Raw genomic sequence first — 21,528 nt, 5'->3', positions numbered from 1 at the left:
CTAGAAGAATCGTATCTCCGACATGCAGGTATCGTGATATTTGCTTCCTCGCTCTACGGCCTCTATCGTTATTTTTACGGATGAGGTATGAATGGGGTTATCAAGAAATTGGTTGCTTAAAAAGTCATTATCTACCATCATGGTCTGCCCATTCGAGAACTCTAGTTTCATTCGCTTAACTCTGTTATTTGCTTGGAAAGCATTAGATGACTTAGCCAAGCCATTGATGAGTTCGAAACCCTTCAATTCTTGCACAGAACCAAAATCAACCTTGACCCACTCTCCAATCCCGTCTCCCTTAACTCCTTCGCACCAAGCTGTGCTTGCATCTCCATCCATGATGTTACGGGCAGCATAGAAGTTCCCTGCTTGATCAGAAAGCGTAGAAGAAGCAATGATTTTCTGTGCCGGGATGGTTTTTCGATACTTCATTAAATCCGTTGTTGTCTGTACCCATTGTGTAGGGGACACGTTATAGCCTATCCTGTGGAATAGATTGGAGTATTTTATAGGCAGACCTGTTTGAATATCTTGTTGTTGCATTTCACCCTTGGAGTTCAGAAAAGCAACCCTGTGGTTATCCAAGGTTATAACAGGAGAGTCTGTGGCTTTCATTAGTTGCTTCTTCTCCCCTGTCTGTATATTGAACATATACGACTTATCATTATCGTAAGAAGAGAGAAGCAATTGATCGTTATAAAGCCACTGCTCGATCTGTATTCCTTCTATCCCTAGCTTGATTTGTTGAATTTGCTTATTCTTGGACAAGTCATAAATCAATACATTATGGTTACTATTTACAAGGGCAAATTGACTACCGTCAGGCGAAAACACTGGAAGATCGAGATAGCTACCATCATTTAATTGTCCTAATGCTTTAGTTTTCTGTCCCTGGTTCATATAATAAAAAAAGGCAGCATCATCCGTGTAAACGCACTTGCGTAAATCAGGAGACATAACAACGTAGTCCCTATTGGGCACCTTAAATTCATATAATTTTTTTGTAGTAGATAAATCAAAGATTTTGATCATTAAATAATTCAAATCCTGCGACTCTCTACATAAAGCGATCCGCCTGCCATCATCTGAGAACCTAACCAGATACAACTCAGATTCAGGATACGCTTCACCTTCACTTGCATATAATTCATCTATAATGTCATCTAAATCAATATAGGTATTGCCTGTAGGATCATCCATATCAGCGAGATAATCCATGGGCATGTTTCCATTTTCCGCTTCAAAAAGCAACCAATTTACAGCCTTTTTTGCTGGAGGAAGTCTCTTGGACTGAGAGACTGAAGCATGAGATTCCTTTCGCTCCTGTACTGCTTTTTGGCCCTCGCTCGATTGTATACACCCGCATAGCATGGAAAAGATCATGATGAATAACGTAATTTTACTTATCCATACCGCAGTTTTATTTCGCTTTCTACTGCTTATCACAATAACTTCAGCTCACCTATACAAGTATTGGGGAAATCCGTGCCTTTTTTCACTTCTAGAATGGTGATTTTAACGAAAGATGTTCGTATGGGTTCATCGAACTTGAAGCGGGTGTCATTATTCTCAAGCACCACAGATTGTCCATCCGAAAAATCAAGTTTCATTTTTCGGATTGTATTTACGTCTAAATACTTATTGTTAACCCACATAGTGCCATCGACCATCCCTATACCTCTGACCTGTTGAGTTGAACCCAAATCTATAGTTACTGTTTCTCCTACTCCGCCTCCCTTCGTTCCTTCACACCAAGGGGTTAAATTATTATCGTCCGTTAAATTGTTAACGCTAAAAGAATAGTTACTCTGATTAGGAAGTGTGGAAGTGGCCGTAATTTTTTTCACTTTGACCTTGTTGCTATATTTCATATAATTGGTTTTTGTTTCGATCCACTGTATTGGAACCACCCAAGTTCCTTCACCATTTACAATGAACGAAATATCTTCTTTTTTTCCACTAGCTACATCAATCATGAACATTTTTACAACCTCATCATCTGCCAGTACTAGTTTTTTTTGATCGGGAGATAGAATAAATTCGCCCTCATTTTTAGTTATAAACTGTACTTTTCCAGTGTATATATCTAGTGAATAAATATCGTTTATGAAAGTATTATCTTTTTTATAAGTGGTATAAATAAGTCGGTTCCCCTGATCCCATTGCATAATACTCGAGACATCAGTGCCTGCAAGCAGAAGCTCCGTACCACTATCACCAGATAGATCAAGCATTACGATCCCTGTCTGATCATCAACAAAACATAACTTGGTGTTATCCGGTGAAAACACTCCCTGAGCAATATTACTAACATCCGCTTTGCCTTTGTTAGTCTTCAATTCTGTAGTTCTTTTACTTATTGCATCATATAAATACAAACGTCCGTCCATTACGTATAGATATTTGCTTAAATCAGAAGAGATCACAGGATATTGAGCCGTTGGCGGCAATTTAAACTCTCGTTCTTTTACTCCCGCATCCAAATTGTACACTTCAATAATGAGTGGCTCCTCTGGTTGCTCTCCATAAACATCTCTTATAATCGCCATACGAATGCCATCACTTGTTACTTTCTCGACATATACTTGTGAGTCGCGATATTTTAAACGTTCTTCCCGAGTTTGCATAGTGTCAATTAGGTCGTCGATACGGATATTAGTTTTTCCAGTAGGATCATCTAAATTGGTTAAGAATTGAACTCGATCTTCTACGCCTTCTTGACCATTCAAAAGCCAGCTTGCTTTCTTTTCAGTTTCTTTTGCAGCATTCTTACTTACCTTAACTTCATTGTTTGAAGGTATATTGGGGGACTGCGAAGATGTAAGAATGTCCCCTCTTGTGGTTGCTGTACATGCAGATATCGACATTAAAAAAACAATAATCACAGTTGCTTTTATAAGACGCATGAGCTCTCCTCTCCGTTACACTCTCAACAAAGTCCTTCTGCTACCAAGTCAAAAGCCTTTGCTTTCCTGTGCGCATTAGCGGTTGCTAAAGCTTTCAACATAGGTGTTGCACCAAACGTTGGCTCTTTCCACTTCATAGGCTATCTCCCTTTTGTAAGAATGCTAGAAAAGCCGTACATCGGATATACATGTATCCTGATATTTCGTTCCACGTTCAACTGATAAAATAGTAAGTTTAATAAATGAGGTATGAATAGGCTCTTTAAATTTCTTTCGTATGTTAAAATCATTCATTACTAGAGAGGAACCATCCGAGAATTCCAGTTTTAGTTGTTGAACTCTGTTATTCTCCCGATAACTTTTTTCAGATTTAGCATATCCGTTAATCAGCTCGATACCCTTTACCTTCTGTAATGATCCCAAATCTATCCGTATAGTTTCTCCTTCCCCGTTGCCTTTCACACCTTCACACCATGCAGTAGATGTATCTCCATCCAACAGATTTTTGGCATCATAAGTCTGCGTGCCTTTACTTGGCAGAGTGGATGAGGCTTTAATTTGATGCACTTTTATTTCACTATCATATTTAGAAAAATCATTAGCAGTATAGAGCCACTGCACAGGTGTTGCCGTATTCCCACTAATTGTAGTGATAGATGCGGCTTTACTTTCTAAACCTGTATTTATATTCAGTTTATAATTAGACGGTGAGTCTGACTTTTCAAACCATAACTCCGACCCATCACGAGACATTAAAGGTCGTTCCATCCCTTTGCCTAAAAGGTGCTCCTCTCCATTATTTAAATTTAACAAGTACGTTTTATTTACAGACATGGAGTCAATAGAATAGATTAGTTGGTTCTTCTGAGCCCATTGATTAACTATCGCCATACCAGAATCTATATGGATTTGCTTAATGATTCTATAATTTGATACATCAAATACGACAATATTCTGCTGGCTGTCGGTAAAACAAAACTGGGTACTGTCTGGAGAAAATTGTCCTTGATGAATGTCATCTATATCTATAGAACTTCCATCTAATTGAATAGCTGTTGATTGATTAGTTAACGTGTCATATATATACGCTTTGTCTTTATCCTCATATAAATACTTGGTTAAATCAGACGAAATTACTGGATGGTTATAAGGCAGCTTAAATTCATTTACTTTGTTACCCAAATCCAAATCATAAATCTGTACTATTAATCTCGCTTCTTCAAATAAATCTAATACGAATGCGATTTGACTCCCATCTTCTTGGATTCTCCCTACATTCACATAAGAATCTCTATATTTCTCTTTATCCTCCTTCGACTGTAGGAGACTAATCAGTTTCTCGGCACTTAAGAACCGTTCAACTTTTGAGCCTTCCAGCTGAACTAAAAATTCTGCTGGATCTTCTTTGCCTTCTTCTACGGTTAAAGCCCATTCTTTCTTGCTATTCTCTTTAACAAGCTCCGTTTTATCATTTTCATTAGCTGATTCCACCACTTCTGACGTCATATCTACCGTTTTTGAAGAAAAGGGAGTAGAGGCTTTTTGAGAAGCATTACATGCTGACAACACGATTAAAAAAAGAATGATTAATATGTTTCTGATCATCTTCACTTTGATCTATCCTTCCGATCAAGAATAGCTAGTCCTTTTACAGGATTAGGTTTTTCATTTAATGAATTCTTCACCACGCCTACTGAACTCAGAAATCTTACATACTCGTCTTTATGAACCGTTATACAAGCTGTCGAAGTTGGTTTAGGCTTTTTATCAGCATTATAGCCCTGGTGTATATTTACACCGTCTGCTGTGCAATCCTTTTTTTGACTTCCTTTGGTTGCTGGAACTGCTGCACCATCCCGAATACGCAAAGCAGGATAAGTACTCAAATGCAACCCGCCTACAAACTCGTATACTCCATCTTTAACCGTTTTATACTTGCTCTCATAATCAGGAAGTGTGCTGGCATTTTTGCTTGAATACTTAATTTCGCCATCTATCACCACAATTGCCATAGCTCCATATCGACCTTCCGGGTGATCTTCTTGTTTATAACTATACGAACCGTCTCCTTCAAAGAAAAACACGAGCGGTGCTTTACGGTTCGAAGACAGTTTCTTTTGAATGATACTGTTATTGGTATAATCGTTTACTCTGTATAGAGCTCGAGCCTGATTACCTTTTATGCCCTTACTACTTATATAGCTTTCAATCTTTTTCACCGCTACCAATCCATCTTTATAATCCTTAGGATCTAATGGCTTTGGCTCCTCCTTCGTCGGTTTTTCAGGAGTAGTCGGCGTCTTCTTGCCCGGTTCCGTTTTCGTTGTTGTCGTCGTTGCTGGAATTGTTGGCGTTGCAGCCTTGCTAACCTTAGGCCATGGAAGGATACCATTGGCTACTTGATGCAGGTACACTGCGAGCACATCACGACCATAGCCCTTATTCTCCAGGCCGTATTTTTTCGCAAAATCATGCAAAGCGGCGTTAAGCTCCTTATCCCAATCGCCTGTAGTTGGTAGCTTGTACGAGAAGCTGTCTGGATACTTCTTGGCAAGCTTGTTCAAATTATCTCTGGCAAGCAGGCTGTTCACGCCATACTTACTCCGCAAGGCGGCAGCTTCCTTAGCAATAGCCTTTTGATCGGCGATGGTCAGCTTATGGGCCGCATCTGCGTATTGTCCGGACAGCTCCTCCAGCCGATTCGCATCTAGATAGGATTTGGCTGAATGACCACGAATCAGCTCGTTGATTAGCACGTTGTCACGCAGTTGGTTCGCGAGAAGATGCATCTGCTTTTGCTTGGCTTTGTCGTTGGCTCCATGCGCTTCCCACCACTGGGACGTGTATTCATGCATTTGTGCTCTGGCCCAGGCAGGCATACGATCTATTTCTGCCACCTGTTGACGCAATTGCTTGGCCTTGGTTGCTGCTTCCTTGGCCCCCTTTTTGTCCCCTGCTGCCACGGCTTTGTAGTAGTCCGTTTTATATTGAAGCAGCAAATCCTGTACCCATTGCGGATATCCCTTCCCCTTTAATTCTTGAATCAGGGATTTATAGGCTTTCAGCTCTGCATCAGGCACCTGATTTTTCATGAACTTACTAGCCTTGATATGAAGCGTTCCATCGGTTCGGATATAGCTGGTTTTGCACGTCAGAGTTATTTCGCGAGTAGCGGTCATCTGTACCTTTTTGCCATGCAGCACCAAGTCTGTATCAGCGTGAAAGGTAAGATCGTGATGACTATACACGTGAATACCGGAAGCAGGATTTAAGCGTACAAGTATCTTTTCTTTTTGGGTGGAAAGTGCCACTTCTTTGTCGTCGAATCTCGCCACTTTTTGAGTTTTGGTATGAAACAGCTTTCTTGACGGCTTGCTGATTTCATCTTCTTTGTAGTCTCTCTTACGCAGGGATTGAACTACACGAGCTTCCTTTTCTTTGTTAGATGGAAAATACAAATGGACATGATCCCCTAGCTCAGGCATGCAATGCCAACCGATCCCCTCCCCGGTATACATGGTGGGGTATGAAAACCAGCAACCCTCAACTTTGGACTGCATAGAATCCACGGACAAGTGAAGTTTAACGGATTCGTTTTCACCATCTAACTCTATGACTTTCCCTTCAATAGAGGTACCTTTGATTAACGGGTTATATATAAGCTCCCTCGGAATACCTGCTTCCGGAACGAGAATGTAGCCATATGTCATAATACCTTGCTTCATCTCTGCATGAATCTGCTCAATAACCCAATGCTTTCGTTGAAACACGGCGACATCCCCAAGTTCAAAACGCTTCGTATCCTCCACTTCAGCATATGTATATTCTGGACCTGACTTTGTTTTTTGGAGGGAAAAGTTAATGCTGCGCAGTTCACCTTTCACCTGTTCTTTCGAGGTACCTAACCATAATCTCGGGAATACGGATGTAATCTCGGCAATCAGTCCAGTTTGTAGATGAGAGGCCATTCTTTTCAGAAACTCCCAGTCACTCTCCCCATACTGAATAGTAAAGCCGCCCAGCTTTTGATCGCTGTCCGTCAGGTCAATAAAATCCCCGTGTGGATAGGTATCGATGAGTTTGCGGAACAGTTGATAATACGTCAAGTTGCTATTTTGAAACGAACGATTTTTCCGTTGTTGATCCATCAGATATGTAAAAGAGGCAGCCTCTATGTACATGTGATATACGCCATTTTTGAATGCAATTCTAATATTGGTGACGATTCCTTTAAAAATGCTAACTGTCCCTCGCTCTTTATCCGTCTCATATACCTCTAGCACATCTTCATCATGCGCTAAACCGTCATACTTCGCATGATCCTCATCCGGTATGAGAGCAGTGATGTACACCTTGCCGTGCTCATTTATCTTCTGTGTCAATTCAAAATCAAGCAGCCTGATAATTTCATACGGTGCATTCACTCTAATATTTCCATAATTCAGCACAGTTCCTGCCAGTCCCATCTTACTCCCCCCGTTTGCTTTTCATGTGATGCAAATCCTACAATCTGTTAACTATTCCTGCCCGTCTGTGGTGAACGAGATTTTTCCACACCACATGCATAAGTTCGTGGAGCAGCTCATAAGAGCCGGAGATTGATCTACGTATACATCCTTTTTTCCATTCAACCAAGGCATAGAAACGCTCGGTTTGCAGGGCTGCGGAATGATTTTTCCGGAATTTCCTTTGTTAGCAGAAGAAACTGTAGGATTATGCATACTACGGCACATTCCGAAAGAAGGGATATGCGTCTGCGGGTGAAAATCCTGAATATTCCCTTGCAGTTTGTCGCCAATACTAATCCCTCTGTTAGCTGAAACACTAAATCTTCCCGTATGACTTCCATAGCTGCAATGTATCTGTGCCCCATCCACTACATAGCTCTCACTCATTCTTGGACTCTCCTTTGTATAATTGGCCCCTCTGTATCAACCTTTTGTAATTTCAAGCCTGCCAGATTGAACTTCAAAATACATTCAGCCACATCGAGGTCTACAATGATATGATGATTGGCATCCTGAACCCTGAATATTTTATGATTCTCCACTGCATATTCATCTAGAATGATTTTCTTCAGTGTACCGTCCCTATGATATTCACTACATGGTGATAAACACATCAGGCTAGGCGGATTTACCAGCCAATACCTTGTTTGCTGCATTCGCTGCATATCGGCAAAAACAACCAACTTCCAGCTTAATCCGGCCTGATATATATCAAATATTTCCTTTAGTTGTTCAGAAACGATGGATACCGGATGCTCTATAAAATCAATATAGTCCGAATCACCTGATACATAAAATTGTAAAATGGATTCTTCATCAGTACATGATGAGCTTTCTGCCCATTCCAATAACTGCCTGCGATTCGTCTCTACTGGATACATATACTCCGTAATACGATTATCCTGTTGAATCATGTAGTACTCCATAAGCTGTTGAATACACCACCTCACTGATTCCTTTATACTCCCCTATTCTTACTTCCAAATCGTCCTCGCATTTCAACGCCTTGAATTCAGGTAAATGTACAGCTTGCTGAATAGCATCTTTCGCTAATTTCAGAATATATTGATGAAATTCCCCTGTAGCCTGGAGTACAAATCGCTCGACATCAGGCTGAAAAATCTTATTCATATAGGGTTTTCGAAGCTGATTCAATTCATCCTCCACTTCTGCTAAAAAGCTGAATGCCCAGCCTGCATCATAGATTCCATAACAAGGTTGAGGATCAAAGAACCAATTTTTATCATAGGCTTCGACGACATAGTTATAGTTGCGATCCATCAGATACGTGCGCCTCATAGAATAAGTAATGTATCCGATCCTTGTCTTGGCCACTTCTCCGGAATGGGCTTGCAGACAGATCGATTGAAAGGATTGAATAAAAGAAAAAATGAGCTCATCTTTTCTTTGTTCATACAAATACGCTGCTTGATGTAATTTCTGGTTCAATACATCTTCCGCATAGGTCTTATGGAAGTGTTCTAGGGCTTCCAGTCTATTCATAATTCCACCTCTGAACCTATTATATAGAATATTTACATGATATTACTGGTCCTATCCTCCTATTTTATTACACAATTTTCATATCATGAGATTACATATGAATTTATGAAAATAGAATGAAAATAATCACATTTTTTCGTGAATATGTAATGATATAAACAAAAACTCTCCAAGAAAGGCTAGCATTAGACCTAAGAAATGAAGGTTTGCGCAAGTGAATAGGTAAATGGAAGTAGAAAGATCGGTTTATAATGAAATAATCATGTATAATTAATGATACGCTCCAAAAACACATTCAGAGGATCGGGAATGGGATACACAAACTGCTAGAGTTTTGGATAACCACCACTTTGCATCAGGATTGGAGATACATGATTACTTCACCTACAGGTTTTTATAATAGTATTCAAGAGGCTACCGCGCATGTCATTGATGTGCTAAGTGGTATTTTATATGTAAACACCATTTTTATTGCCGCTAATGACGGCATTACGAATGTGATTGTAGATTCATTTAACCGGGAAGAGGTGCTGGTTAAGGAAGGGGATGTGCTCCCTTTTGAGCTTAGCTATTGTAGTCTGGTGTTGGACCATCCTGCCGATCACCTCACGATTTCAGAAACAACTATTCACCCGCACACATGTGATTTAGATGTGACTAAAACCATTGGAAACCACTCATTTACAGGAATCCCTATTCGCATGAAAAATGGTCAGGCTTACGGAACCATTTGTATCTTGGACGCGCCATCTGTACATTTGACAGAATCCGAACTGAAGGCCCTTCAGGCTATGGCTGTGTTTCTGGGTTATGTGGTAGAACTGGAGAAAGACAAGATAGATGCTGAAATCTCTTCTATGAGCAAGCTGGATTTGATATCTTCCCTGAGTAATAAAATTCGGTTTTCGCTAACCGAAATATGGGGAGCCACCGATCTCATGCTGACGACGGAGTTAACAGAGGAACAACAGCAATATATGAGCATCATGGAGTCGAGCAGTCGCTCGCTCATGACGTTATTGAGTAATATTTTGGATTACAGCACTATGGAATCCAGGCAGATTGATGATATTGAAGATCCGTTTGATCTGAGAACGATGATGGAAAATGTATTGAGCCTGTATACAGAGGTAGCCGCGCAGCGGAATCTCGAGTTGAAGCTCGACTGGAATCTCACCAGCTCGCCTATTTTTATCGGGGATGAAGCTAAAATTCGCCGTATGCTGATTAATTTGGTAGATAATGCAGTGAAGTTTACAAGCACAGGAGCTGTCACTTTATCTGCAACCACCCAATCCGTGACCGATGCACCTGAGATTGAACTGGAATTAAAGGTGAAGGATACCGGAATCGGTATATCTCCGAATAAATTGAATTTGTTGCTTGAACATGACCGTGGGTACTCTCTCTCATATGGAAATCCAGGCTTGGGTTGGCAGATTACCAAACATCTATTAAAACGAATGAACGGTAAGATGACAGGGAGCAGTGAACCTGGTAGCGGGACGGAGATAACGCTCCAGTTCACCCTGAAAATATACCAGGAGTCTGCCTAAAACAGAGATTAGCTTGTGATGATATGGCATATCCTATAATAGAAGCCCGTGACGCATAACGTCACGGGCTTTATGTTATCGGTACGTGTCACTAGGCAGTATTATCACCCTATGCCGCACGTTTGTGCATAGCCAGACTTAGTAACGTTTGGGAGCAGCCAGCTTAGCCAAATCCGCCATATACGTAAAAAAGGCCTCTGGATCTGTATCATATACCAGGTTCACAGGACGTCCATCTGCCTGTTCCACCGTTCTGCCCTGACTTGGTCCTTCTGCGATAACGCTGCAATGCACCGTCTTTTTCTTGACAATGTCCGGGCGTCCTACGGATGCAGTGGTCAGTACATCCCACAAGTAATAGGTTGAGTTCGTTTCGCTATAAACAAGCGGAGGACATCCTGCATAGCAATTGCCCAAGAAATCCACGCCTTCATATCGGCGCTCCGCAGCCCAACGATTGCGTACTGCTGGAGTTAATGGCACTTTGCTTGTGCTTTCCAGCGCTACCAGATCAATCGTAATGCCACTTTGCCACACCCGATATGCCGCTTCCGGGTCCCAGAACACATTCCACTCTGCTGTACCGTCATGCTCCGGCTCTTCTACATTCCCTTTTTCAAAGGTGCCACCCATCCATACCAGCTTTTCAATCTTTGCTTCAATATCCGGTGCTTCATCCAGCGCTCGCGCCAGATCGGTTAGCGGTCCAGTGAATAGCAACAGCGTCTTACCTTCAGCTCCGCGTACCTTTTCGATCAGATGCTGATGAGCTGGCAGGGATGAAAGCGGTGCTTCCATACGCCCCGATTCATTCAGTACGGGTAATGCATCCACATAGAAGGAATGTAAACGCCAAGCGGCAGGAAACGGATTTTTACCGCGTGAATTAGACTTTGCGACTTCCACAGGCCCTTTATTTTGTCCAAAACGATCAATAATTTTACGACTGGCATCCGTCGCAGGCTCCAGGTAACCATCTGCTGGAATCACCGATACTCCGGTCAAATGAACCTGCTCCATCTGAAGCAGCATAAAAAGGGATACTAGATCATCCACTCCACCATCATGATTAAAATAAACGTTTGTCTGACTCATCTGTCTCTTCCTTCCTTTATCCCCGTAAAACAGGCTTGTTCTTATCGGCAACCATCCTTCATTATGCCTGATCGCTTCACAGGAGTAAATGTGGGATAGTGCGTGAATCAGGGATTTTTTGCTTACTCCATGCTTAAGAAAGGTAGAAATGTGTGTAATAACAGGGTAGAATCATGGGTCCTAATCGGAAGCGTATGAAGGAGAGATGCATATGACAGCCCGAACAATAGAAGAGTTGGAGCAGATCCGTAAAGAATGTAAATCCATGGTGACGAAAAGGGCTGCGGCTTCAGGTGGGGCGGTATTAGTTCCAGTTCCAGGGGCTGACGTTCTTGCTGATGTTGGCATTTTGATGCAGCTACTGCCAGCTATTAATGGAAAATTCGGATTATCTGAGAAGCAGCTGGAAGGTCTGGACGCAGAAACAAAATCCATGGTGTATGGTTTTATCACCTCAATTGGCAGCAAGCTGATCGGGCGACTCATTACCCGTGAAGCCATCGTGCAGATTTTGCAAAAAATGGGCATTCGCATCGCTACCAAGCAGGTTAGCAAGTTTGTCCCCCTTCTGGGGCAAGGGCTAGCCGCGGCAATTGGCTTTACTGCTATGCGAACCATTGGTAATCGGCACGTCGATCAATGTTATGAAGTGGCCAAGCGCTTGCTGGAGCAGCGAACTGCGGCAGATATCGCGCGCAACTGGACGGTTCCACAGCAGCCGCTAGAGCCTGTGGGAGTTGATCATTTGCCAAACCGGGACCCGGAAGCAGCAATTCCACTACTGCCAGCATCCACTAAAGATTAAGTCCTTCAAATTCAAGTCAATCATCCATTTCACCCACACGGGGTACTGCAGATCGAGACAGCTCCTGTATCCCGTGCTTTTTAGCCTTCCACCTTGGCTCCATAGGAGCGAGCTACCGCTACTGCCTGCTCGATATCCAGCTTGGCTCCAGTGATGTCCAGATCTTTAAAATTCACACCATCCATTTTCGCACCGCGCAGGTCTGTTCCTTGAAGATGGGCTTTGTGCAGTCTTACTCGGGTAAGATCCGCCTCCCGCAAATCTGCTTTTTCCAAATTGCATTCGGATAAGTCAGCTTCCTTGAATCGTATTTTTCGCAAATCTTGTTTTCTTAAATCTGCATGACGCAAATTCGTATAAGACCAGTCTCCGCCCGTAATTGTGATACCATCCATATTCGCCCCTGCAAAATCTGAACCTACTAGCTTGCAGTTATCAAACCGGACTACAAACAGATTGGCGCTGGTGAACAAACAATTGGTAAAAGCCGACTCCTTGTAGTGAGATGCATTCAGAATGGCTCCGGTAAAATCACAGTCCACAAAAGTACAGCCCTCCACGAGGGACTCATTCATCTCCACACCCCGAAAGCGACATCGGGTAAACTCGCAATTTCTCCACTCGCCTTCTCTGGCATCCATTGATCCAAAATCACGGGCTTCATAGACCTCATCTGTATAAAAGAACATGTTCTCTCTCCTATTCCTTATTCCTTATATTAGGAATTCAGCATTTCGGCAAGGACCGCTCAAAACCGCCTTTCATTTTTCCCAGTAAACCCTTCATCATCTTATGATCCTGCGGCGTAAACTCAGACATACACGACCGAATCAACTTCGTATAATAAGGGACTATCTTACTTAACAGCTCTCGTCCTGCCTCCTTTAATCCGACAGTCACCATCCGCCCGTCACTCTCATGAGCCACACGTTCAATCATGCCATCTCGCTCTAATCCGTCGATCAGCCCCGTCATGGTTCCACGCGTCACATCAGCTTTTTCCGCCAACTCTGATGGTGTCATGCGATGCGGCGAATGGCAATGCAACAGGCTAAGAACAATAATCCGGCCCTGAGAAGCCCCCAACTTGCTAAAATCGGTATCCATTTCTCTGAAAATACCGTTAGCCAAGCGCGCAAATGTCACAAAAGTCTCTATATTATCCACTTCGGCATCTTCATGTCCAAAGCTACGCAGCACCCCGCGTATGGAGTCATTATGAAAATTAAAGTTCATAGTCTATCCATTCCTTCCTTAATCCCGCTTGTTCCGTCAGACGGTAGCTTTTCCATTCGTCTGGCAGCAAAGAAGCATACGGTTCCTTGGCAAAACGATCATCTACCAGGACCAACAATCCTTCGTCGTGCTCTGTGCGAATAAGTCTGCCACCTGCCTGAAGAACCTTGTTCATCCCTGGATATACATACGCATAGTTGAAACCATTCCGTCCCTGTTCGGAAAAATAATCCCGCAGCACATCCCGCTCTGCTCCAATTTGCGGCAAGCCGACGCCGACAATCACTACCCCATTTAAGCGATCCCCAGGTAAATCGACACCTTCAGCAAACACACCACCCAGTACGGCAAAGCCAAGCAAGGTGTGCTCTTGCCCAGGCTGGAAAGCCTCTAGAAATCGATCCCGCTCTGGTTCGGTCATCCCCGGACTTTGTACCAACGTATTTGCGGACACGTCCCGAAGCATGAACTCCTCATACACCTCACGCAGATATGGATAGGACGGGAAAAATACAAGGATATTTCCTTTCCGTTCTACAACCAATGCAGCCAGCATATCCGCAATCGCCCCTTTGGAATGCTCACGATCCCGATAACGGATGGAGAGCGGCAGCAGACGTACATCCCACTGCTCCTGATGGAAGGGGGAAGGAACCTGTAACGTATAATCTTCCTCGTTTGCTCCGAGCATGTCCCGGTAATAAGCAAGCGGTGTCAACGTTGCGGAAAAATAAATGGCTGAGCGGTAGCCCTTAATAGCTTGTCCCAGCAAGTGAGAAGGATCGAGGCAGAACAGCTTGACCCTCACTTCACTGCGCCCCGCTTCCACATAAGTAACGTATCGTTCATCGTATAAAGCAGCAATGCGCAGCATATTCTGAGCGGTAAAATACGTATCTAGAAGCAATGCATAAGCCGTACCCTCCCCGCTTGCGTGGCTTGTACTGCCCCCCGTCACCAGTTCACGTTCAGCTGCTTCCACAAAAGGCACCAACAGCTCCAGCACCTCTTGCGGTGCTACTGTCTCCACTGCTTTTCCTGTATCTGCATATTGCTTGCGCAGCGTAATCATATGTGCGTTCACTGCACTCGCAGCCGCAGCAATCTCTGGGCTTAGCAACTTAAATTCTCGTTTCAGTTCTAAAAAAGAAGATTTCAAAATTTCCGCCGAAAACATGTCCCGACCGCGTTCTACCAGATTATGCGCCTCATCCACCAGTACGACACCTTTTCGCTTGTGCTCCTCCAGCAATCTTTTCAAAGAAATCCGTGGATCGAAAACATAATTATAATCACTGATTATACCATCCGAGGCATACGCCACATCCAGCGAAAATTCAAAGGGACATACCTTATGCTTGCGCGCATAATGCTCAATCACCGCCCGGGTCATTAACGTCTCATTCGCCAAAATATCGGATACCGCACCGTTGATCCGGTCGTAATAGCCCTCGCACATGCTGCATGATCCAGCATCACAATCATTTTCATCCTTAAAGCAAATTTTATCCTTCGCAGTCAAAGTCACCACATGCATGTGCAGCCCTTGGGCCTGCATTCTAGCGTAAGCTTCTTCGGCTGCTGCCCGAGTCGTGGTACGAGCCGTCACATAATATACTCGCCTAACCTGGCCCTCACCGATAGCCTTGATCGCAGGAAACAAGGTGGATACCGTTTTACCAATACCTGTAGGTGCTTTGGCAAACAGGTTAACCCCTTCGGCAATCGTCTTGTACACCGAACCCGCGAGAGTTCGCTGACCCGAACGATACGTATCAAAGGGAAAGTTCAACATAGCAATGCTGGCATCCCGCTTTTCCGCATGTGCTCTCAGCAGGAATGCATACGGTGCATAACCAGCAATCATCTCTTGTGCGAAAGCTTCTAGCTCAGCAAAGGATAGCTCGCGCCTAAATCGGCGAATGTCTTCACTGTGTGCCTGTACATAAGTAAGCTGGACCTGCATGGAATGATGTTGTTCCTCACGAGCAATCATATAGGCATACAGAAATGCTTGTGCCCAGTGTACGGGTTGACCGTCACCCTGAATATCTTCGAGGGGCAAAGAGATCGATTTAATTTCATCAACCGTCCATACGCCATCCAGCTCAATCAGTCCGTCACAGCGACCTTCAATGATAAACAATTCGTCCTTATACGAAATTTCTGTACGTAAATGTACCTCTTTGCGGTCATGCTCCTTGTAACCTTTCTGGATAACCTGATGCACGCGAGTTCCTTCGAGCATACTGCTATTCGAGCGAAAGCCGCTATGAATGCTGCCGCTCCGATGCACATACTCCACAAGAGGACGCACCGATATGTGAATTGGTTCCTTCATACGATCACCCGTTCCGGTCATAGTCCTTTCACTGTACCACGTAGATAAACGAAACGTAAGGGACATAAGAATCGTTTGTGGTCGATTGGTATTCACTCATGCCTACTTTTTACCGAAATATAGAAACGAGGCCTTTTGCTTTATTCCCCACGATACTACAACTCTCATTTCAGCATAAAGGATAGGGATATGTTAAAAGAATTAATTAACAATTTTGCGTTATTAACAAGCTTCTTATTCTTTGGAAATTTATTTTTCCGGAAATATGAGCGTTACCTAAAAAAACATGTATTCATTTATCGGGTAATGAACGGTTTAATGCTGGGTCTGTTTGGCATTCTGTTAATGATGACCGGTTTATGGATCCGTGGGCACTTTGTGGTCGATCTGCGCCAATTGGCGATTATCATTTCTGTTTATATGGGAGGATCGGTATCCGGTCTGCTGACTACCTTGATCATAAGCCTGTACCGTATTTACATCACAGGTGGTTGGACAGATGTTTCTCTGACTGCTACCGTCAATTGCTTCATGACACTGGGCATTTCACTTATCTTTATTCGAGAAAAAAGCCTAACACTCCGCAAGTGGATGTCGGCCGTGCTTGGAGCTGCTATAGTGTCGCTGTTATCTACTTTCTATGTGGTTAATCCTCCTGATAATGAATCTATGATAATAATCACAACCGTTAAGTTACTTGGCGGCCTGTTCACTTATTTTATGATGTCCCATATCAAAAAAACAGAACGGGCTGTTCATCTGCTGGAAGAAGCTGCAAATCGGGATCATTTAACCGGACTCTACAGTCCGCGTGCTTTCGATGCGCTATTTGAAGAGGTCTTCCATACTTCCAAGACTACAAAACAACCCTTTGGACTCGTGATGCTGGATATTGACCACTTTAAAAATATTAATGATACGTATGGTCATTTGAACGGAGATACCGTCTTAAGCCAATTAGGAATGCTGTTAATCCGGGAATCTACAACGAGGGCGTACCCCTCCCGTAAAGGCGGAGAGGAATTTGCCATTCTGATTGGAAATTGTGATAGTCAGAAAGCAGCAAGCTTTGCCGAAAAGATTCGGAAAGCTGTGGAAAATGAACGTTTTCTTTTGAATGACGGAACCTCGATCTCTCTAACCGTATCCATCGGAGCAGGCAGTTCACCTGTCATTGCATCGAGGCACTTACTGGAAAAGTCAGATGAGGCATTATATGAAGCTAAGCGTTCAGGACGCAATCAGGTGAAACTGGCAAAACCATAAATATTAGTCGCTAAATGTCAGGAAAGCTGGATTATTGTTAATAAAAAGTGGTAAAATGGAAATAACATCGTTATCAAAAAAACTTCTGCCGCTAGTGGAGACATGCCTTACAATCGACATGGGGGGTGGGCTTTGTGAACCTCGAACAATTGGAAAAACTCATGGAAAAAGAACGCCGTGAACTGAATCGCATGGCTGACTTACACGGATTAAAAGATGAACGTGTATTGGACAAATCCTCCAGACTTGACCGTATTATGGACAAGTACCTTCACACCAAGCGTGCAATAAACCAAACACACTCATAGAAGCAAGCTACATCGCTGCCCCTCAGGGCAGCTTTTTTATGATGTAAGCAGTATTCGTCCTCCTTCGGTGCACCTCTGCATCGTACTCACCTTCTTGTTGACTGACTATTTTCCGCCATATTCCGTCCGCAACAATTGTTGTGTGAACGATATCCATTCTCTGGCGGCAAAGGACAGATAACGATCGTTCCGCCAGATCATCCCCAAATGCCAAGGGATGACGGGGTCCACCAATGGAAGAACACGCAAGCGCTCGGAATCCAGATCTCGGCATATAGCCTCCGGCAACAGTGCTACTCCCAGGTTTGCAGCAACCATTTCGCTAATCAGATCCCATTGTGAGCTTTCGTAGACTACACGCGGCTGAAAGCCAGCACGAACACATTCCGCAATGATACGGTCATGCAGCGTAAAATCCTCACGGAACAGTACAAACGCCTCCTCCGCCAACGCAGATAATGGTACCTCCTTGCACTCTGCCAGTGCATGCGTAGGATGAACGAGCAAATTCAGCTTTTCCTCCACAAACAGAAATGTCTCAAACATATCTCCAACCGCAGGCAGCACAATCACCCCGATATCCAATGCCCCGGCTTCTACGTCCTGTTCCACTTTCTTCGCTCCGTCCTCAAATAATTGAATAGTCACATCAGGATATGCCTTATGGAATTCTCCAATGACACGCGGGAAAAAGCTCGATCCGACCATAGGGGGCAGGCCAATACGGATATGTCCCTTTTTCAGGTTCATCAAATCACTCAGCTCCGAGGACAGGCTCTGAAAGGACTTTACAATCGCTTGTGCTTGAAGCTCAATTACCTTTCCCGCGTCCGTCAGTTCGATTCTTTTGCCAATTCGGTCGAACAAAGCGACCCCCAATTCATCTTCCAGACTTTTAATCGTCTTACTGATCGTCGGCTGGGTAATAAACATGCTCTGGGCTGCCTTTGTAAAGCTACGCAACCGCGCGACTTCCAAAAAGTATTGTAAATGTCGGATATCCAAAGCTACACCTTCTCCCATAGACAAACGGAATAGATTACATTCTTTATATGCATTTTACTCATGAAAGCTTGTGATGTAAAATTTCATTACAGTTTGAAAATAACCGATCCCAAAGATAGGAGCCATTATATATGAAAAGCTTCATACGCGGTGTCCTCCAGATCGCCGTCCTGATGGCCTTTTCGCTCATCCTGAACGCGGTAGTCTCTTGGCTCCACCTGCCTGTACCCGGTAGTATCATTGGTATGCTGATCCTTTTTATTCTGCTGCAAACCGGCTTGGTCCGGCTAAGCTGGATTGAAGTTGGTGCAAATTGGTTGCTGGCCGAGCTGCTATTATTCTTTATCCCCTCCGCTGTCGGCGTTATGAATTATTGGCCGATGCTGGAACACGATGGTATGAGCATTATGCTGGTCGTGTTGCTCGGCACCTTTCTGGTGATGGCCTGCACAGGTATGGTCGCTAGTCTGCTTGGTAAACGAAAGGAGCATAAATCATCATGACCGGTCTTCTATGTATTGTATTGACACTCGCTATTTACTGGATGGCCAAACGCATGTACCGCACACTACCCAAGGTGTATTTGTCTCCATTGCTCATTACACCTATTGTTATCATTTTGATTTTGACGCTGACGGGTGTGAACTACCGTTCTTATAATTCGGGCGCTCACTTGCTGTCCATGCTGCTACAGCCAGCTACGATTGCATTTGCTGTCCCTTTGTACCGATATTTCCCTGTGTTAAAAAAACACGCGACCCAAATCGTGCTTAGCGTGCTGTCTGGGTCTGTTGTAGCCGTGTTGTCCTCCATGGCGCTTGCCAAGTGGATGCACCTGAATTCTTCGCTGCTGAGCAGCCTGATTCCTCGCTCCATTACGACGCCCATTGCGATGAATGTATCGCAAACGATTGGCGGCAATCCGACGGTCACGGCTGTATTCGTTATTCTGACCGGATTGAGCGGTCTTATTATCGGTCCGATGATTGTAAAGCTGTTCCGTATCGAAAATGAAGTCTCACGTGGGGTGCTGCTCGGTACCGGTGCTCATGGTACAGGCACTTCCAAAGCATTCGAGTTCAGTTCGCTGACGGGGACGATATCCAGCATCTCGATGGTGCTCGCCGCTCTCTTTACCTTGGCGGCTGCCCCGTTCCTGTTCCACTTGATGCTGTAAGCCATCTGTATACAAAAAAGCAGCGATTCTCTTGTTATGAAGAATCGCTGCTTCTTTGCTTTCAGTCCATGTCTCAAAGCAATGGATAGCTCAAGGATATATATCCCTCGCGGCCTCAAATAGCTTTAACGTCACCGGGTTTCACCTCTACCTCTACAGGCGTTACAGCTTCATACAGGTAATCATCCAGCTCAGCCGTATATTGTCGTTCTTGCGCGGCGCTCCAGCCTGCATGTTCAGACATCCATGCGATGGCGGGCTGTTTCCAGCGCTTCACCTCGTCAATCTGGAAGAACAGAGCCCCAGTTCGGCGTATAAAAAAATCAGACGGTGTCACTGTCATTTCCTGTTCCATCGCATACAGGAGCGGGACACGCACTTCCACAGGCAGCGCCGCTTCCTTCTCGTTAGCCTCCTTCATGCTCTGTGCCGCTATGGCAAACAATCGCTCTGTGTTGGAGCCATAGCGGGTAGCCCATGCTCTAGCTATATCCGGCGACAGGCCGAGCGCAACACCTGCTGCGGTTTGCTTACCTACGTACGCGTCCCAGCCCGCTGAGCCTCCTACGCTGCCACCCGAAATCGGGATATGTCTGGTGCGGCATGCCAGGAAGCTCTGCCCATGCAAGCGCCCCAGCTCCCGTACCGCACGATCCACGACGAGTTCGGACATTTTCCGGTAGCCCGTCAGCTTGCCGCCTGCAATCGTGATCAGACCTGAACGGGATTCCCAAATTTCGTCCTTGCGTGAAATTTCCGAAGGGCTTTTACCGTCTTCATAAATGAGCGGCCGTACCCCTGCCCAACTGGATTCTACATCCGTAACAGTCAGCTTTACATCCGGAAACATTCCGTTGATCGCTTGAAGCACATAGGCCCGATCTTCGGCGGTCATCCGGGGATGCGCCGTATCCCCCTCATACACCGTGTCGGTCGTACCTGCATAGGTTTTTCCATCACGTGGGATGGCAAATACCATGCGTCCATCCGGTGTATCGAAGTACACTGCCTGTTTGAGCGGAAAGCGCTCAGCATCGAACACCAGGTGAATACCTTTCGTCAGGCGAAGCACCTTGCCCTCTTTGGAGCGATCCATTTCCCGTAACGTGTCTACCCATGGTCCGGCTGCATTAATAACCAGCGAAGCTCGAATTTCGTATGGCTTTCCCGTTACCCGGTCCGTTACGCTTGCACCGCTTATTCGTCCTTCGTCATACAGCAGCTTGTCAGCCTTGGCATAGTTCACCGCCAGCGCCCCTCGTGTAACAGCTTCCTTCATGACCTCAATCGTCAGGCGAGCGTCATCTGTGCGGTACTCTACATAGCTGCCGCTTCCCTTCAGTCCATCACGCTTCAGCAAAGGCTCGCGCTCTAGTGTAGCTTGGATGTCCAGCATGCGGCGGCGCTCACTACGCTTAACACCAGCAAGGAAATCATATACCAGCAGCCCGACAGAGGTGGTGAATGCGTTAAACGTGCCGCCCTTGTGAAAAGGAAGTAGCATACGCTCGGGTATGGTCACATGTGGACCATTTTCGAATACGATTGCCCGCTCCTTCCCGACCTCGGCTACCATCTTAACTTCAAACTGCTTCAAATAACGAAGACCACCATGCACTAGCTTGGTCGAGCGACTGGACGTACCCGCTGCGAAATCCTGCATCTCCACCAATGCTGTCTTCAAACCACGATCCGCCGCATCCAGCGCAATACCCGCCCCTGTAATGCCGCCGCCAATGATTAAAATATCCAAATGCTCATGTCCCATACGTTCCAAAACAGCGGTTCTCTCCTGCGCAGCAAATCCCTGTTCTCCCATCAT

At 44.6% G+C, this 21,528-nt stretch carries 19 protein-coding genes; 6 read left to right on the top strand and 13 right to left on the bottom strand.

Annotation, left to right across the window (positions count from 1 at the left end; translation table 11 throughout):
* The 7 genes from NLX82_RS14785 to NLX82_RS14755 form a co-directional block, all read right to left on the bottom strand.
* Nucleotides 1-1,446: an NADase-type glycan-binding domain-containing protein gene (locus tag NLX82_RS14785; protein WP_254348409.1), complete on the bottom strand. Its 1,446-nt coding sequence runs from the start codon at nt 1,444-1,446 to the stop codon at nt 1-3.
* On the bottom strand, nt 1,443-2,906 hold the full coding sequence (locus NLX82_RS14780; protein ID WP_068939022.1) for an NADase-type glycan-binding domain-containing protein: 1,464 nt from the start codon (nt 2,904-2,906) through the stop codon (nt 1,443-1,445). Before NLX82_RS14780 ends, NLX82_RS14785 begins: the two co-directional genes overlap by 4 nt.
* 162 nt (nt 2,907-3,068) lie before the next feature.
* A complete protein-coding gene (locus tag NLX82_RS14775; RefSeq protein WP_254348599.1) occupies nt 3,069-4,511 on the bottom strand; it encodes a discoidin domain-containing protein in 1,443 nt (480 codons plus the stop codon).
* A 2-nt stretch (nt 4,512-4,513) separates the two neighbouring features.
* Nucleotides 4,514-7,372 (bottom strand): contractile injection system protein, VgrG/Pvc8 family, encoded by a 2,859-nt coding sequence (locus NLX82_RS14770; protein ID WP_068939026.1) that lies wholly within the window; start codon nt 7,370-7,372, stop codon nt 4,514-4,516.
* A 51-nt stretch (nt 7,373-7,423) separates the two neighbouring features.
* A complete protein-coding gene (locus NLX82_RS14765) occupies nt 7,424-7,801 on the bottom strand; it encodes a DUF4280 domain-containing protein (protein WP_068939027.1) in 378 nt (125 codons plus the stop codon).
* The gene (locus NLX82_RS14760; protein ID WP_068939029.1) at nt 7,798-8,328 is read right to left on the bottom strand and encodes a hypothetical protein; all 531 of its coding nucleotides are present in this window, start codon (nt 8,326-8,328) and stop codon (nt 7,798-7,800) included. The genes NLX82_RS14765 and NLX82_RS14760 overlap by 4 nt, the downstream gene beginning before the upstream one ends.
* A complete protein-coding gene (locus NLX82_RS14755) occupies nt 8,312-8,917 on the bottom strand; it encodes a hypothetical protein (RefSeq protein ID WP_068939031.1) in 606 nt (201 codons plus the stop codon). Before NLX82_RS14755 ends, NLX82_RS14760 begins: the two co-directional genes overlap by 17 nt.
* 371 nt (nt 8,918-9,288) lie before the next feature.
* Here NLX82_RS14755 and NLX82_RS14750 point away from each other — a divergent pair, with 371 nt between their 5' ends.
* Nucleotides 9,289-10,473 (top strand): sensor histidine kinase, encoded by a 1,185-nt coding sequence (locus NLX82_RS14750; protein WP_076156545.1) that lies wholly within the window; start codon nt 9,289-9,291, stop codon nt 10,471-10,473.
* Between the two features lie 138 nt (nt 10,474-10,611).
* On the opposite strand, the gene NLX82_RS14745 is transcribed toward NLX82_RS14750, so the two are convergent.
* Nucleotides 10,612-11,568 (bottom strand): nucleoside hydrolase, encoded by a 957-nt coding sequence (locus tag NLX82_RS14745; RefSeq protein ID WP_013312477.1) that lies wholly within the window; start codon nt 11,566-11,568, stop codon nt 10,612-10,614.
* A 211-nt stretch (nt 11,569-11,779) separates the two neighbouring features.
* On the opposite strand from NLX82_RS14745, the gene NLX82_RS14740 reads away from it, so the two are divergent.
* A complete protein-coding gene (locus tag NLX82_RS14740) occupies nt 11,780-12,373 on the top strand; it encodes a hypothetical protein (RefSeq protein WP_053326339.1) in 594 nt (197 codons plus the stop codon).
* A gap of 80 nt (nt 12,374-12,453) precedes the next feature.
* Here NLX82_RS14740 and NLX82_RS14735 read toward each other — a convergent pair whose 3' ends face one another.
* The 3 genes from NLX82_RS14735 to NLX82_RS14725 are packed head-to-tail and all read right to left on the bottom strand — an operon-like array spanning nt 12,454 to nt 15,971.
* A complete protein-coding gene (locus NLX82_RS14735; RefSeq protein ID WP_028540785.1) occupies nt 12,454-13,062 on the bottom strand; it encodes a pentapeptide repeat-containing protein in 609 nt (202 codons plus the stop codon).
* A 37-nt stretch (nt 13,063-13,099) separates the two neighbouring features.
* Nucleotides 13,100-13,609, bottom strand: coding sequence for a MarR family winged helix-turn-helix transcriptional regulator (locus NLX82_RS14730; protein WP_013312480.1), 510 nt, complete (start codon nt 13,607-13,609; stop codon nt 13,100-13,102).
* Entirely contained in the window at nt 13,599-15,971 is a 2,373-nt protein-coding gene (locus NLX82_RS14725; RefSeq protein ID WP_254348597.1) for an ATP-dependent DNA helicase, read from the bottom strand. Before NLX82_RS14725 ends, NLX82_RS14730 begins: the two co-directional genes overlap by 11 nt.
* A 168-nt stretch (nt 15,972-16,139) precedes the next feature.
* On the opposite strand from NLX82_RS14725, the gene NLX82_RS14720 reads away from it, so the two are divergent.
* Together NLX82_RS14720 and NLX82_RS14715 are read left to right on the top strand one after the other, a co-directional pair.
* The gene (locus tag NLX82_RS14720) at nt 16,140-17,216 is read left to right on the top strand and encodes a diguanylate cyclase (protein WP_076156555.1); all 1,077 of its coding nucleotides are present in this window, start codon (nt 16,140-16,142) and stop codon (nt 17,214-17,216) included.
* Between the two features lie 134 nt (nt 17,217-17,350).
* Nucleotides 17,351-17,524: an aspartyl-phosphate phosphatase Spo0E family protein gene (locus NLX82_RS14715; protein ID WP_013312483.1), complete on the top strand. Its 174-nt coding sequence runs from the start codon at nt 17,351-17,353 to the stop codon at nt 17,522-17,524.
* A gap of 105 nt (nt 17,525-17,629) precedes the next feature.
* On the opposite strand, the gene cidR is transcribed toward NLX82_RS14715, so the two are convergent.
* On the bottom strand, nt 17,630-18,529 hold the full coding sequence (gene cidR, locus NLX82_RS14710; protein ID WP_023990853.1) for a cidABC operon transcriptional activator CidR: 900 nt from the start codon (nt 18,527-18,529) through the stop codon (nt 17,630-17,632).
* A gap of 131 nt (nt 18,530-18,660) precedes the next feature.
* On the opposite strand from cidR, the gene NLX82_RS14705 reads away from it, so the two are divergent.
* Entirely contained in the window at nt 18,661-19,032 is a 372-nt protein-coding gene (locus tag NLX82_RS14705; protein ID WP_013312485.1) for a CidA/LrgA family protein, read from the top strand.
* Entirely contained in the window at nt 19,029-19,706 is a 678-nt protein-coding gene (locus tag NLX82_RS14700; RefSeq protein ID WP_013312486.1) for a CidB/LrgB family autolysis modulator, read from the top strand. The genes NLX82_RS14705 and NLX82_RS14700 overlap by 4 nt, the downstream gene beginning before the upstream one ends.
* A gap of 115 nt (nt 19,707-19,821) precedes the next feature.
* Here the strand turns inward: NLX82_RS14700 and NLX82_RS14695 are convergent, their stop codons facing one another.
* A complete protein-coding gene (locus NLX82_RS14695) occupies nt 19,822-21,525 on the bottom strand; it encodes a glycerol-3-phosphate dehydrogenase/oxidase (protein ID WP_302055835.1) in 1,704 nt (567 codons plus the stop codon).
* Nucleotides 21,526-21,528: the final 3 nt, after the last annotated feature.

Source organism: Paenibacillus sp. A3M_27_13, from assembly GCF_024213315.1.
Classification (GTDB): Bacteria; Bacillota; Bacilli; order Paenibacillales; family Paenibacillaceae; genus Paenibacillus; species Paenibacillus polymyxa_B.
Note: the sequence above shows the minus strand (reverse complement) of the source record. Positions and strands in the feature narration are given on the sequence as shown.

Excerpts from the sequence above, each read along its gene's own strand:
- NLX82_RS14780 (WP_068939022.1), bottom strand. The coding sequence starts at position 2,906 with ATGCGTCTTATAAAAGCAACTGTGATTATTGTTTTTTTAATGTCGATA.
- NLX82_RS14775 (WP_254348599.1), bottom strand. The coding sequence starts at position 4,511 with ATGATCAGAAACATATTAATCATTCTTTTTTTAATCGTGTTGTCAGCA.
- NLX82_RS14770 (WP_068939026.1), bottom strand. The coding sequence starts at position 7,372 with ATGGGACTGGCAGGAACTGTGCTGAATTATGGAAATATTAGAGTGAAT.
- NLX82_RS14765 (WP_068939027.1), bottom strand. The coding sequence starts at position 7,801 with ATGAGTGAGAGCTATGTAGTGGATGGGGCACAGATACATTGCAGCTAT.
- NLX82_RS14760 (WP_068939029.1), bottom strand. The coding sequence starts at position 8,328 with ATGATTCAACAGGATAATCGTATTACGGAGTATATGTATCCAGTAGAG.
- NLX82_RS14755 (WP_068939031.1), bottom strand. The coding sequence starts at position 8,917 with ATGAATAGACTGGAAGCCCTAGAACACTTCCATAAGACCTATGCGGAA.
- NLX82_RS14750 (WP_076156545.1), top strand. The coding sequence starts at position 9,289 with ATGATTACTTCACCTACAGGTTTTTATAATAGTATTCAAGAGGCTACC.
- NLX82_RS14745 (WP_013312477.1), bottom strand. The coding sequence starts at position 11,568 with ATGAGTCAGACAAACGTTTATTTTAATCATGATGGTGGAGTGGATGAT.
- NLX82_RS14740 (WP_053326339.1), top strand. The coding sequence starts at position 11,780 with ATGACAGCCCGAACAATAGAAGAGTTGGAGCAGATCCGTAAAGAATGT.
- NLX82_RS14735 (WP_028540785.1), bottom strand. The coding sequence starts at position 13,062 with ATGTTCTTTTATACAGATGAGGTCTATGAAGCCCGTGATTTTGGATCA.
- NLX82_RS14730 (WP_013312480.1), bottom strand. The coding sequence starts at position 13,609 with ATGAACTTTAATTTTCATAATGACTCCATACGCGGGGTGCTGCGTAGC.
- NLX82_RS14725 (WP_254348597.1), bottom strand. The coding sequence starts at position 15,971 with ATGACCGGAACGGGTGATCGTATGAAGGAACCAATTCACATATCGGTG.
- NLX82_RS14720 (WP_076156555.1), top strand. The coding sequence starts at position 16,140 with ATGTTAAAAGAATTAATTAACAATTTTGCGTTATTAACAAGCTTCTTA.
- NLX82_RS14705 (WP_013312485.1), top strand. The coding sequence starts at position 18,661 with ATGAAAAGCTTCATACGCGGTGTCCTCCAGATCGCCGTCCTGATGGCC.
- NLX82_RS14700 (WP_013312486.1), top strand. The coding sequence starts at position 19,029 with ATGACCGGTCTTCTATGTATTGTATTGACACTCGCTATTTACTGGATG.
- NLX82_RS14695 (WP_302055835.1), bottom strand. The coding sequence starts at position 21,525 with ATGGGAGAACAGGGATTTGCTGCGCAGGAGAGAACCGCTGTTTTGGAA.